At 65.3% G+C, this 13,371-nt stretch carries 11 protein-coding genes; 5 read left to right on the plus strand and 6 right to left on the minus strand.

Features of this window, described 5'->3' with window-relative positions; translation table 11 throughout:
* Nucleotides 1–7: 7 nt before the first annotated feature.
* The 4 genes from N2604_RS29440 to rfaD form a co-directional block, all read right to left on the minus strand.
* Nucleotides 8–1,921 (minus strand): SDR family NAD(P)-dependent oxidoreductase, encoded by a 1,914-nt coding sequence (locus N2604_RS29440; protein WP_260371547.1) that lies wholly within the window; start codon nt 1,919–1,921, stop codon nt 8–10.
* Between the two features lie 84 nt (nt 1,922–2,005).
* The gene (locus tag N2604_RS29445; protein WP_260371548.1) at nt 2,006–3,292 is read right to left on the minus strand and encodes an O-antigen ligase; all 1,287 of its coding nucleotides are present in this window, start codon (nt 3,290–3,292) and stop codon (nt 2,006–2,008) included.
* Nucleotides 3,289–4,773: a D-glycero-beta-D-manno-heptose-7-phosphate kinase gene (gene rfaE1 / locus N2604_RS29450; RefSeq protein ID WP_260371549.1), complete on the minus strand. Its 1,485-nt coding sequence runs from the start codon at nt 4,771–4,773 to the stop codon at nt 3,289–3,291. Before rfaE1 ends, N2604_RS29445 begins: the two co-directional genes overlap by 4 nt.
* A 13-nt stretch (nt 4,774–4,786) precedes the next feature.
* A complete protein-coding gene (rfaD, locus tag N2604_RS29455) occupies nt 4,787–5,767 on the minus strand; it encodes an ADP-glyceromanno-heptose 6-epimerase (RefSeq protein WP_260371550.1) in 981 nt (326 codons plus the stop codon).
* Nucleotides 5,768–5,925: 158 nt separating this feature from the next.
* Between rfaD and waaF the strand changes: the two genes are divergently transcribed.
* Nucleotides 5,926–7,014, plus strand: a complete 1,089-nt coding sequence (waaF, locus tag N2604_RS29460) for a lipopolysaccharide heptosyltransferase II (RefSeq protein WP_260371551.1) — start codon at nt 5,926–5,928, stop codon at nt 7,012–7,014.
* A gap of 180 nt (nt 7,015–7,194) precedes the next feature.
* Here waaF and N2604_RS29465 read toward each other — a convergent pair whose 3' ends face one another.
* Nucleotides 7,195–8,232, minus strand: a complete 1,038-nt coding sequence (locus tag N2604_RS29465) for a glycosyltransferase family 4 protein (protein WP_260371552.1) — start codon at nt 8,230–8,232, stop codon at nt 7,195–7,197.
* Between the two features lie 126 nt (nt 8,233–8,358).
* Here N2604_RS29465 and galE point away from each other — a divergent pair, with 126 nt between their 5' ends.
* From galE to N2604_RS29480, 3 genes are all read left to right on the plus strand, one after another.
* Nucleotides 8,359–9,372: a UDP-glucose 4-epimerase GalE gene (galE, locus tag N2604_RS29470; RefSeq protein ID WP_260371553.1), complete on the plus strand. Its 1,014-nt coding sequence runs from the start codon at nt 8,359–8,361 to the stop codon at nt 9,370–9,372.
* A gap of 118 nt (nt 9,373–9,490) precedes the next feature.
* Nucleotides 9,491–11,293 carry an ABC transporter ATP-binding protein gene (locus tag N2604_RS29475; protein ID WP_260371554.1) on the plus strand — a complete coding sequence of 601 codons (1,803 nt, stop codon included), beginning with the start codon at nt 9,491–9,493 and terminating at the stop codon, nt 11,291–11,293.
* 35 nt (nt 11,294–11,328) lie between these two features.
* Entirely contained in the window at nt 11,329–12,030 is a 702-nt protein-coding gene (locus tag N2604_RS29480; protein WP_260371555.1) for a fumarylacetoacetate hydrolase family protein, read from the plus strand.
* 61 nt (nt 12,031–12,091) lie between these two features.
* Here N2604_RS29480 and N2604_RS29485 read toward each other — a convergent pair whose 3' ends face one another.
* Complete coding sequence (locus N2604_RS29485) at nt 12,092–12,550, minus strand: nuclear transport factor 2 family protein (RefSeq protein ID WP_260376327.1); 459 nt, start codon at nt 12,548–12,550, stop codon at nt 12,092–12,094.
* A 165-nt stretch (nt 12,551–12,715) separates the two neighbouring features.
* Here N2604_RS29485 and N2604_RS29490 point away from each other — a divergent pair, with 165 nt between their 5' ends.
* Nucleotides 12,716–13,258 carry a Spy/CpxP family protein refolding chaperone gene (locus tag N2604_RS29490; protein ID WP_260371556.1) on the plus strand — a complete coding sequence of 181 codons (543 nt, stop codon included), beginning with the start codon at nt 12,716–12,718 and terminating at the stop codon, nt 13,256–13,258.
* Nucleotides 13,259–13,371: the final 113 nt, after the last annotated feature.

Genomic DNA, 13,371 nt, shown 5'->3' on the forward strand with positions numbered 1-13,371 from the left:
ACAATGGTCAGGCCGCGGTCGACCCGAATTCGGGCACCGCGTCCTTCAGGATGGTCCTGATGGTGGCGCGATCGTCGCGCGCGATCGCCTGCTCGAGCGCCGCGATCCATTTGCGCAGCGTCTGCATCGGCGGTTCGTTCGGCTGCGCAGCCATGATTCCGGGGACGCCGATTTCGCGGGTCGGCTCCTCCGAGGCGAACAGGATCTCGTGCAGGCGCTCGCCCGGGCGCATGCCGGTGAACACGATCTCGATGTCGTAGCCGGGCTGCAGACCGGACAGGCGGATCATGCGCTCGGCGAGATCGACGATCTTCACCGGCTGGCCCATGTTGAGCACGTAGACGGAGACGTCGGGACGCTGGGTTCCGAGCGCATGCGTGGCCGCGGTGATCACGAGATCGCAGGCCTCGCGGATGGTCATGAAGTAGCGGACCATGTCGGGATGCGTCACGGTCACCGGGCCGCCGGCCTCGATCTGGGCCTTGAACTTCGGCACCACCGAGCCGTTCGAGGCCAGCACGTTGCCGAACCGCACCGAGATCAGCCGCATCGGCGGCTTGGCCCCGCGCGCGCCGGCGGCGAGGTCGTGATCCAGCGCCTGGCAGTACATCTCCGCGAAGCGCTTGGTCAGGCCGAGCATCGACACCGGCTCGATCGCCTTGTCGGTCGAGATCATCACCATCGCCTCGGCGCCGGCCGCCACCGCAGCTTCGGCAACGTTGATCGAGCCGAAGATGTTGGTCTTGACGCCTTCGCTCCAGTCGCGTTCGAGGATCGGAACGTGCTTGAGCGCCGCGGCGTGGAATACGATGTCCGGCTTGAACTCCGCCATCACGCGCATGATGCGCTCCCGGTCGCGAATGTCGGCGATCCGCGCCTCGATCGCGGCTGCCGCCCCGCGGGCGGCAAGCGCTTCGGAGATCGCATAGAGCGCCGGCTCCGAGTTCTCCACGATCAGGAGCCGCGCCGCGCCGAAAGCCACGACGCGCTCGCAGATTTCCGAGCCGATCGAGCCGCCGCCACCGGTGACGAGCACGGCCTTGCCCCTGATCAGGGCCTCGAGGCGCGCATAGTCGATCTTCTCGCTCGGCCGCAGCAGGAGGTCCTCGACCGCGACTGCCGTGAGCCGCGGCGTGTCGCCGCTCTCGAGCGAGGGCATCCGGTTGACGATCACACCCAGCTTGCGCGCCCGCATCAGGATCGATTCCGGATGGGCCTCCGGCTCGAACGCCGACGGCGTCATGATGAGGCGCGCGATCGGTTTGTTGCGCTTGGCGAAGTCGGCGATGACGTCCTCGACGTCGTCGATGCCGCCCAGCACCGGCACGGTGCGGATGAACTGGCCGCGGTCGGCGCTCGACGGCGACAAGACGCCGATCGGCCAGATCCGCTTGATCGCCCCGCTCTCGATTCCGCGCAGCAGCACCTCGGCATCCGCAGCGCGGCCGATCAGCAAGGTCGGCGCAGCATCACCGGTCCTCGCATCACGGCGCACCCGCGTATAGCGGAAGTAGCGATAGGTCATGCGCAGGGCGCTGAGGAAGGAGATCTCGAGGAACCAGTAGAGGACGATCGTCACCTTGCCGAGAAAAAAGGCGCCGCGGACGTTGGGGGCAACGAAGATGTAGTCGAGCACGAGCAGCGCAACCGTCAGCACGGTCGCCGCGCGAATGATGTTCAGCGCATCAGGCAGCGAGATGAAGCGCCATTTCGTCGTGGTCAGGTTGAGGACGAAGAAAACGACCACGCTGAAGGCGAGGAAGTAGGGCAGGATCTGGAACAGCAGCGGCAGGCGCTCGAAGAAGCCTTCGCCACCCTCGAATCGCAGATAGAAGGCGGCAAAAAGCGCCGCCGTGGTCGCGAGCAGGTCGTGGAGCGCGATCAAGAAATTGCGCGAGGTAAGATGCGAAAGCCGCGTCATCCGCCGACCGATGAAAACCCGATTGGATACAACCTGATCGCGCTGATAGCCCATCCGGACAAGACTTGCCAGCCGTGTGGCCCCTCAGGAACCGGCTTCCCCCATCTTCGCCCCGACCTGTTGTTCCCGGATCACCATTCCGCCGGCGACGCCGACGCCAATGACGTACATCCAGCCCTCATGAAAGTCGAACAGATGGGAATTGAACAGCGAGGTGAAGACGTTCTGCACCACGACCAGAAGCCCGATCCAGTTGGCAAGCCCGTCGCCGCGGAACAACCGCAGATGCAGGAACCAGATCGCATAGAGCACCGTGACGCCGATCAGCCCCCATTGCACGGCGACGTTCAACGTCTGATTGTGGGGGTTGCCGATCACTTCGGCGGACGCCTTGTACTGGCCGGCGGGTGTCGCGACGCGTTCGAACAATCCGCGCGTCGAGCCGGTGCCGTGCCCCATGATCGGCGCCTCCGCGAAGAAGCCGAACGACTTCCGCCAGAATTCCAGGCGCATGCCCATGGAGGTCGGCTCGCCCCTCTCCACATAGCCGGTATAGTCGGTGCTAAACCTCTCGGCAGTGTGGCGCAATTGCGGCGAGGTCTGCCAGGCAAGAACGGCGCCGCCGAGCAAAGCGGCGGAGATGATCGCAAGGCTCCGCCATTTGAGGTGAAGCAACGCGAACACGCCGAACATGATCGGAACGGTGACGAGGGCGGTGCGCGACACCACCACGAACGCCATGTTGGCGAAAAAGCTCAGCGCCAGCGCCGTCAGCAGTCCGGCGAGCCAGAAACGCTTCTCGCGCAGCAGCGTCACGATCGGATAGGCGAGCGCGACCGCGCAAAGCGCGAACTCCTGACTCTGGTTGATGTAGTTCTTGACGAAGATGCCGCGCTCGGGCGGATCGGTCTTGAGCGCGAGGTTCGGGTAGAAGGCGACCAGCCAGGACATCACCGACAACAAGGCGCAGGACACCAGGAAGGCGACGAAGATCCAGTGCCCGCGTTGCGAGCGCTCGAAATGATAGAGCAGAACCGGGAGCACCAGCAGCTTCATGGTTGGATTGACCGCATAGAAGCGCGCGCCCCAGGTCGCATCCGACCAGAGCGTCCCCACCAGCGCGAGCAGGACCAGGGCGATCGGGGCCGCACAGATCGGGCGCTTCAGCGATTGCAGGAACGCGCGGACGTCGAGAAACGGCACCATGCAGAGCAGCATGAGCACGTTGAAGATCCCGGCAAGAGAGGTCGACCAGGGCAGCGAGGCCGCGGTCAGGACCGCGAATATGTCGACGGTCTCGCGCCAGGCAGCCGGACTGCGCAGACGGCGATGCAGCATTTCGCTGGTCGTTTCGCGTGCGAGCGCCGTCACTTGCTCCCTCCCCTGGCGCGATGCACCAGCGCCGTCGTGCTGAAGCCCTGGAGAATGTCGACCAGCACGACCACCCCGCCCGCGGCCTCGACCACCTCGTGGCCGACGACCTGTTCGCGGGTGTAGTCGCCGCCCTTCACCAGCACGCCCGGCTTGATCCTCTTGATCAGGTCGATCGGCGTGTCCTCTTCGAAGATCACGACGAGATCGACGGCCTCCAGTGCGGCGAGCACCTCGGCACGCGCGCGCTCGTCCTGGACCGGACGATCGGCACCCTTCAGCCGCCGCACCGAGGCGTCGCTGTTGAGGCCGACGATCAGGCGATCGCAGGCGGCGCGCGCCGCGGTCAGCACCTTGACGTGGCCGGGATGGAGGATGTCGAAACAGCCGTTGGTGAAGCCGACGCGCAGGCCTTGCCTTTTCCATTCGGCGAGCTGCGTGTCGAGTGCGGCCGGATCGAGCACGATCTTCTCCTCGGCCGCGAGAGTTGCATGCGGCAGGATCTTGCGTCGCAGCTCGGCCGCGCTGACGCTGGCGGTGCCCTGCTTGCCGACGGCGACGGCGGCGGCGGCATTGGCCATGCGCAGCGCCGTGTCCCAGTCCGCGCCGGCCGCGAGCGACACCGCAAGCGCAGCAGCGACGGTGTCACCGGCGCCGGAGACGTCGCGCACCTTCACCGGGAAGGCCGGCACGTGAACGGCCCCGCCATTCCGCGGCACCAAGGTCATGCCGTGCTCGCCCTGGGTGACCAGGATCGCCTCGCAATCGGCGAGCCGCATCACGTCCTCGCTGGCCTCGACGATGCTCTGCACCGTTTCGGCGCGGCTGCGGGTCGCTTCCGAGAATTCCTTGCGGTTGGGCGTGAGCAGCGTGGCGCCGCGATAGATCGCCCAGTTCAGGCTCTTGGGATCGACGATGACGGGCTTGCCGAGCTTGCGCGCGGCGTCGATGGTGTGGCGGATCACGCGCGCCGTCAGCACGCCCTTGGCATAGTCGGACAGCAGCACGATGTCGGCGCGCGCGATCTGCGGCAGGATCGCCTCGATCAACTTCGTTTCGACGTCGTCGGACGCAGCCAGCGCCTGCTCCCAATCGGCGCGCAGCATGTGCGTGGAAAAATGTTCGGAGACGAAACGGACTTTTCGCGTGGTCGGCCGCGAGGCGTCGCGCACCAGCACACTCTCGATGCCGGCTTGATCATTGAGCGCGGCCTCGAGCCGCGTACCGGCGTCGTCCTCGCCGATGAGGCCGACGAAGATGCAGCGCGCGCCGAGCGAAGCGACGTTGCGCGCGACGTTGCCGGCGCCGCCGACGTGGATCTCGCCGCGCTGGGCGGCGATGACGGGCGCCGGCGCTTCCGGCGAGATCCGCGACACCTCGCCGTAGACGAACTCGTCCAGCATGATGTCGCCGATGCACAGCACCGTGCGGCCTGAGATGGCTTGCGCGAGGGCATCGAAATCGAGAATGGGCGTCGGCATGGTCGAAAGGGCCTCAGCGAAAGCGATCGGGCCGGTCGAGATAATCCCCGACATAGGCCTTCACTGCGTCCTCGAGCGTCGTGAAGCCGCCGTTATAGCCGGCGCGGAGCAGACGATCGACCTCGCTCTGGGTGAAATACTGGTAGCTGCCCCGGATCTGCTCGGGCATGTCGACGTATTCGATGTTGGGCCTGGTGCCGAGCGCCGCATAGGCAGCCAGAATGAGGTCCTTGAAGCTGCGCGCCTTGCCGGTGCCGACGTTGAACAGGCCGGACACCGACGGCGTCGCGAGCAGCCAGAGGACCACGCGCACGACGTCGTCGACATAGATGAAATCGCGACGCTGATCGCCGTCCTCGATGCCCTCGCGATGCGATTTGAACAGCTGCACGACGCGGCCTGCGCTCACGTCGTCGAAGCGCCGCGCCAACACGCTCATCATCGAGCCCTTGTGATATTCGTTGGGGCCGAACACGTTGAAGAATTTCAGGCCGGCCCATTGCGGCGGGAGACCATCGCCGCGCGCCACACGTTCGGCGACAGCGAGATCGAACAGGTGCTTGCTCCAGCCGTAGAGATTCATCGGCCGCAATTTCTTCAGCGCCGAAAGCGAGGAATCGTCGTCGAAGCCTTCCGTGCCGTCGCCATAGGTCGCCGCTGAAGAGGCGTAGATGAACGGCACCGCGTTCATCGTGCACCAGTCCAGAAGGCGCATCGACAGGCGGAAATTGGTCTCGATGACGAGGTCGCCGTCGGTCGCGGTGGTCTCGGAAATCGCCCCGAGATGGATCATGGCCTCCAGCTTGCGGCCCTTCAGCCAGTCCATCAGCTCGGCGGGGGGAACGATATCCACGAGTTGCCGCTTGGCGAGGTTGCGCCACTTGCCTTCGGTTCCCAGGAGATCGCAGACCACGACGTCGCTGCGACCGGCCTCGTTCAGCGCGGCCACGACATTCGATCCGATAAAACCGGCCCCGCCGGTCACCAGCAACATTCCACCTACCTGCCCGATTTTTGGTGCCCGGTCCTGCCGTAGCGCATGATCCGCCAAAGTGTAAGCGGTTTTGGGATTGCTGTTCTGCCGGCTTTACCTGCCGGCCCGGAGCGGCTAACCGAACCGCGATATCGGCACGCGCTCGGCCCTCACAAAGAATGAATATCGATTCGCAACATGGCAATGATGCAGACCGGAGCGACACACGCCCGATCCTGATCGTTCCCTACATGTGGATCGGCGATTTCGTACGGAATCACACCGTCGTGCGGGTCCTGAAGGAGCGCTGGCCGAACCGGCCGGTCGATCTCCTCACCACGTCCCTGTGCGCCCCGCTGGTCGATTACATGCCCGGGGTGCGCGCCGGCATCGTCTGGGACATGCCGCGCAGCCGGCTCGCCATCGCACGCCAGTTCGGCCTGGCGGAGCTGCTGCGGAAGCGGAACTACGGCACCGCCCTGGTGCTGCCCCGGACCTGGAAGGCGGCCATCGCGCCCGCGCTCGCTGGTATTCCTGAACGGATCGGCTTCGTCGGCGAGTTCCGGTTCGGCCTGCTCAACCGCTGGCGCTGGAGTGAGAAGAAGCTACCCCGCTTCATCGACAAGAACGCCGCCCTCGCCCAGCCCGACGGGGCGCCCCTGCCGGCGGAATGGCCGGTGCCGCAACTGCGCGTCCCGGCCGAACAGATCGCCCGCTGGCGCGAGGCCAATGGTCTCGGCGCCGGGGCCGCGGTGGCGCTCGCCCCGGGCTCGGTCGGCGCCTCCAAGCGCTGGACCTCTTATCCCGAAGCCGCCCGCCTGCTGGTCGAGCGCGGCCTCGAGGTCTGGGTGGTCGGCGGTCCCGCCGAAAAGGGCCTTGCCCAGGAGATCGTCGCCGCCGGCGGCCGGGGGACCGCTGGCAGCCCTGGGGTGCGCGACCTCACCGGCACCGATCTGCGCAACGGCGTCCTCGCCATGGCCGCGGCCGGCGTTGCCATCTCCAACGATTCCGGCCTGATGCACATCGCAGCCGCCCTGGGCACGCCGACCATGGGCATTTTCGGTCCCACCAGCCCCTACCTCTGGGCGCCCCTTAACGGCCTTGCGGCAACGGTGGTGCAGGACAAGGAGAAGCTGTCCTGCCAGCCCTGCCAGAGCACGGTCTGCAAGATCAACGACCACCGCTGCATGCGGAATATTGCAGCGGCGGAGGTGGTGGGGATCGCGCAGCGGGTGCTGGGGGAAGTGGGGGCGAGGGCAAAGAGCTGAGGCGATCGCGGCTCGCGCCAATGATCGCATTCTGCCAGTGTTTTGCCCGACGAGTCAAACCAGATTCGAAAAATCCGCAATCGATAAGACTCTCTCGGCCAAGCCCTTGATTTTGCTGACGCCGGCTACTGTGCATGGGGTTGTTTTTGCAGTTTTTGTTTGCGGCCCCAGGAGCCGTGCTCAGAGCAGCGGCCGATAGACCGCGCCGATGCGCGCCGCTTCCGCATCGAGGCTGAACTTCTCGAACACCCGCGCCCGCCCGCGCTCACCCATCGCGGTCGCCGCGGCCACGTCGCGCATCAGTGGCTCGACCGCTGCAGCAAGCGCGTCGGCATCTCCCGTCGGGATCAGCACGCCGGTGACACCATCCTCGACGACGAGCTCCGCCGCGCCGGCGCGTGCGGCGACCAACGCGCTGCCCGCCGCCATCGCTTCGATCAGCGTCAGCCCAAAACCCTCGTTGCGTGAGGTGAAGGCGTAGATCGTCAGCCGCTGATACCAGCGCTGCACCGCTTCGATCGGCAATTCGCCGGTGATGACGATGCGCGATTGCAGGCCGGCGGCCTCGATGCGCTTCTTCAGGTCGTTGGCAAAGGGCGTCTGCTCGGCCGTAATCTGCCCGACGATGACGGCGGTGAACTCGGGATAGCGCGGCAGCAGACGGCACATCGCATCGACGAACACATCGGTGCCCTTCTGCGCCCGCACGCGGCCGAAGCAGCCGATGGCGTAGCGGCCCGGCAGCGCGGCTTCAGCGAAGGCAGCAGTGCGATCGGCCGGCGGCGCATAGACGTCGGTGTCGACGCCGTGCGGGATCACCGTCGCCTTCACCTTCAGGAACGAGGCCGAGAGATCTGACGTTGCGATGATCGCGTCCATGCGCCGGATCAGCCAGCGCGTGATCCAGCTGTGATGCCGCTGCGCCGCAGAGGTGAACACGAGCTTGAGCGGCCAGCCGAGCGCGCGCAAGCCAACGCCCGCGATCATCTCGTTGTTGCGGCGCGCGTGCCAGATCAGCGGCGCCTTGCGACGCCAGAGCTTGAGGAAATCGGCAACGCCGAGGCGCGCGATCCCCGCCGGCGCGTCGGAGCCGAACCAGGCGGCGCGGTACAGCTTTGCCAGCCGCGGCGCGACCATCCGGTTGGTCGCGGTGACCCCGGAATAGCGCCTGTGCAGATTTGGCACGATCACCTCGAGATCGCCCTGGGAATTCGCCACGTCATGCTCCAATTCACAAAATCCCTATACGCAACATTAAGCATAGTGACCAGTTCAGTGCCGCCGATACCCCCTCTTCACCACGCAAGCGCTAGCCTTGCGCGTTGATCGAAGACGGGTGAGATCATGACTGTGCTAGTCACCGGCGGCGCCGGCTACATCGGAAGTCACACGGTCCTGGCGCTGGCGGAGGCCGGCGAGGACGTCGTCGTGATCGACGATCTCTCCACCGGCTTCTCGGCCTACCTGCCCGAAGGCGTGCCGCTGTTCATCGGCGATGCCGGCGACGAGAACCTGCTCGAAGGCGTGATCGCCCAGCACGACATCGAGAGCATCATCCATTTCGCAGGCTCGGTCGTCGTGCCGGATTCGATGCGCGATCCGCTCGGCTATTACCGCAACAACTTCACGACCACGCGCAACCTGCTCAACGTCGCGGTCAAGCGCGGCATCGGCCGCTTCATCTTTTCCTCGACCGCCGCCGTCTACGGCAATCCGGACCAGGTGCCGGTGCCCGAGCACGCGCCGACGCGGCCGCTGTCGCCCTACGGCTCCTCGAAGCTGATGACTGAGATCATGCTGCACGACGTCGCCGCCGCCTACGGCATGCAATACGTGACCTTGCGTTATTTCAACGTGGCCGGCGCCGATCCGCAGGCGCGCATCGGGCTTGCCACAGTCGGCGCCACGCATCTGCTCAAGATCGCGGTGGAGGCCGCCACCGGCCAGCGCGCCAAGATCGACGTGTTCGGCACCGACTATCCGACCCCCGACGGCAGCTGCATTCGCGACTTCATCCACGTCACGGACCTCTCGCAGGCGCATCGCTCGGCACTGGCCTATTTGCGCAATGGCGGCGCCTCGACCACGCTGAATTGCGGTTATGGCCGCGGCTATTCGGTGCTGGAGACCATCGACGCCGTGCGCCGGGTTTCGGGCCGCAGCTTCGCCGTGCAATACGCCCCGCGTCGGCCCGGCGACATCATGACCATGGTCGCCGACACCGGCCGCATCCGCAGCCTGCTCGACTGGCGGCCGCAATACGAGGACCTCGAGACCATCGCAGCCCATGCGCTGGCCTGGGAGGACAAGCTGTTCCGCGAGCGCCACGGCGAGCTTCGCCACGCCGCCTCGGCCTAGAATCATCGCAAGCGCAAGCCCTTAATTGGGCTTGAAAAACCCGGCTTGAGCGGGCACAGAGGCCCATCGATCCCTGACGCGCGGGCAGGCTTTGTCCTGCGCCGTCAATGGACACCGGATGGCGCAGTTTCCAAAGAAAATCACCGACGATCCCTACGCGGCAGCGGTCCTGATCCGCCGCCTGATCACGGAACAGGGAATCGTCTACTGGCGGCGCTACCTCGTGGCCTTCGCGCTGATGGCGCTCGCCGCCGGTGCGACCGCTGCTGCGACCTACGTCCTCGGCCAGGTCATCAACCAGGCCTATGTCGACAAGAACATCCCGGGCATCGCGATGTTCTCAGGGATCACGGTCGCTCTGCTGTTCGTCAAGGGCGTGGCGACCTACGGCCACATGGTGATCCTGACCAAGATCAGCAACGCCATCCTCGCCACCAACCAGCGCCAGCTGTTCGCCAAGCTGATGCGCGAAAGCGTTGGCTTCTTCTCCGAGCGGCATTCGTCCGAGTTCCTGGCGCGGCTGACCGCTGGCGCCAAGTCGATCACGGACGTGCTGAACATGCTGGTCAACGCCATCGGGCGCGACCTCTTGATGCTGCTCGCCATGATCGGCGTGATGGTCTGGCAGGACCCGCTGATGTCGTTCATCGGCCTTGTCGCGGTGCCGCCGGCGATGCTGGTGCTGCGCAAGCTGGTCAAGCGCATCAAGGGTCTCGCCTTCAACCAGTTCACCGGCACCGCCGACATCATGGAGACCATGCAGGAATCGCTGCAGGGCATCCGCACCGTCAAGGCGTTCACGCTCGAAGGCACCATGCAGAAGCGCATCGACGAGAACATCGCGATCGTCGAGCGCAACGCCAACAAGATGGCCCGCGTCGCCAACCGCTCCAACCCCTTGATGGAGATGCTCGGCGGCTTCGCGGTCGCGGGCTGCCTGATGTATGGCGGCTATGCCGTGGTCGCGCTCAACGCCACGCCCGGCGCGTTCTTCTCGTTCATGACCGCGTTCCTGATGGCGACCGAGCCGGCCAAGCGGCTGGCCAGGCTCAACATCGATCTCAACAGCCAGCTGGTCGGCGCCCGCATGCTGCTCGAAGTCGTCGACAGCCCGGCCAGCGAGCAGTCCGACGACGACAAGCCGGCGCTGAAGCTGACAGATGCCCGCATCGAGCTGCGCGACGTCAGCTTCTCCTATCGCTCGGGCGAGACCGTGCTCAACCGCATGAGCTTCGTGGCCGAGCCCGGCAAGGTAACTGCGCTGGTCGGCCCCTCCGGGGGCGGCAAGTCGACGGTGCTGGCGCTGCTCCTGCGCTTCTACGAGGTCACGCAGGGCGACATCGCCATCGACGGCCAGTCGATCTCATCGGTCTCGCGCAAATCGTTGCGCGCCCAGACCGCCTATGTCGGCCAGGACGTCTATCTGTTCCGCGATACGATCCGCAACAACATCGCCTTCGGCAAGCCGGGCGCAAGCGAGGACGAGATCGTCGAGGCGGCGAAGGCGGCCTGCGCGCACGACTTCATCGTGGGCTTCCCACTCGGCTACAACACGCCGGTCGGCGAGCACGGCACGCAGCTCTCGGGCGGACAGCGCCAGCGCATTGCGGTCGCACGTGCGCTGCTCAAGAACGCGCCGATCATCCTCTTGGACGAGGCCACCGCCGCGCTCGATTCCGAATCCGAGCGGCAGGTGCAGGAAGCGATCGAGCATCTGTGCCAGAACCGCACCACCATCGTGATCGCGCACCGCCTGCACACCATCATGCACGCAGACAGCATCCTGGTGGTCGAGGGCGGCGAGATCGTCGAGCAGGGCCGCCATGACGAGCTGCTCCGCCGCGGCGGCCGCTATGCCTCGTTCTTCCGCCTGCAGCATCACGACGCCGGCGCTCTGGCGCCGATCAGCGCAACCGCATAGAGTTCGTTCCACCTCAAGACCAGCGAGACCGCTCCATGAACGCCGCCTCCTACGTCATCCCGCTTCCGCCCCAGGCTTCGCTTCCCGTCGTCGGCGAGAGCGGCCGTTATCCGGTGCGCCGCATCTGGTGCGTCGGCCGCAACTACCTCGAGCACATCCGCGAGATGGGCAATGACGAGCGCGCCCCGCCGTTCTTCTTTGCCAAGCATGCCGACATGCTGGTGCCCGACGGCGCCACCATCCCCTATCCGCCGCTGACCAAGGATCTGCATCACGAGGTCGAGCTGGTCGTCGCGATGAAGAGCGGTGGGCTGAACATTCCCGCCGATAAGGCGCTGGATCACGTCTACGGCTACGCCGTCGGCATCGACCTCACCCGGCGCGATCTCCAGATCGCCTCGCGCAAGAAGGAGCGCCCGTGGGAGATCGGCAAGTCGTTCGACTATTCGGCGCCCTGCTCCGCGCTGCAGCCGGCCTCGAAGATCGGCCATCCCGCCAAGGGCAAGATCTGGCTGACGGTCAACGGCAAGGAAGCGCAGAAGGGCGACCTCACCGAATTGATCTGGAACGTGCCTGAGATCATCTGGCAGCTCTCCCAGCAGGTGAAGCTTGCCGCCGGCGACATCATCATGACCGGCACGCCCGCCGGGGTGTCGCAGCTCCAACCCGGCGACAAGCTCGAATGCGGCGTCGACGGCGTCGGCACGCTGAAGGTGAGCATCGGCCAGCCGGAGTAAGCCGCCCAACGATTTCAATAAGGCCCCGGACCTGACCGGGGCCTTTTCTATTCCGATCGCACTACCAGGCCTTCACCGGCCGATTGGCGTGGCTTGCCTGCGGCACGCCGCGATTGAGCGACATGTGCGAATGCACGCACAGCCATCCATCGCCATTTCTTGAAAACACCATCGTCGCCCGGCCCGGCCGCGCGAAGGTGCTGCCATCGGGATGATAGCCCGTACTCGTCCACGGCGCGATCACGGTTGCCATCCTGCCGTCCGGTGATGCCAGAACGGAAGTCTGATCGAGGACGAAGCGGAAGTCGGTCGTCTTCGGCCATACGTGGTCCCATTGCGTCTTGACCCATTGATCGAGGCCGGGGATGACGTCGTTATGGGTGCCGAAAGCGAGCACGTCGGGATGGAAGAGCGGCCGCGCCGAGGCATAGTCGACCTCGCGGACATAGCCTGCGAAGGTCTCCAGCCACTCGCGGAAGAACTGCGTGATCTCTGCATTCGCGGTCGGCAAAGAGGCCATCACCTGCTCCACATTCGGCAACTCAATCGCGGCGATCTTTGTTGCCATGGGCCGAACTATCCCGCAACATTTGCGCTCCGGGATCACTCGATCGCGACAGGGGTCACGTCACAGCCGGGCTCGATGCTTCGACATCGGCCGGCTCCGTTGTATGGAGCCAGATTCATGAACCGCTTGCTTCTGCTTGCAGCCTCCCTCCTCCTCACCGGTAGCGCAGCCGGCGCGCAGTCCAGTCAACCCTATGCCGGCCTCGAGAAGCGCCCCATCAAGGCGCTGTCACAGCAACAGATCGACGATCTCCGCGCCGGACGCGGGATGGGCCTGGCTCTTGCTGCGGAGCTCAATGGATATCCCGGTCCCAGCCACGTACTCGAGCTCAGTGATCGTCTCGGCCTGACCGCCGATCAGCGCGCCGAGGTTCAACGGCTGTTCGATGCCATGAAACAAGAAGCCGTTCCGCTGGGTAACAAGCTCGTCGAGCAAGAGAGAACGCTAGAAGACCTTTTCTCATCCCGTGCGGTCACATCGGAAGCGCTCAAGACCAGCATTGGGGCCATTGCCGAAACTCAGGGGCAGCTCCGCGAGAGCCACCTCAAATATCATCTGTCGACCGCTGCCTTGCTCGATCAGAGCCAGATGCAGCGGTATGCAGAGTTACGGGGCTATCAGCATCCCGACGGCTCCGCAGCGCACAAGCACCATCACTAAAGCGCGATGAAATTCGGATGAATCGTCATCGCGCTTTAGGTTGTTGTTTACGCATGATCTTTCCGGAAAACCGCTTCGCACTTTTCCGGATCATGCTTTAGACAATGCCGACC

This window comes from Bradyrhizobium sp. CB1015, assembly GCF_025200925.1.
Classification (GTDB): Bacteria; Pseudomonadota; Alphaproteobacteria; order Rhizobiales; family Xanthobacteraceae; genus Bradyrhizobium.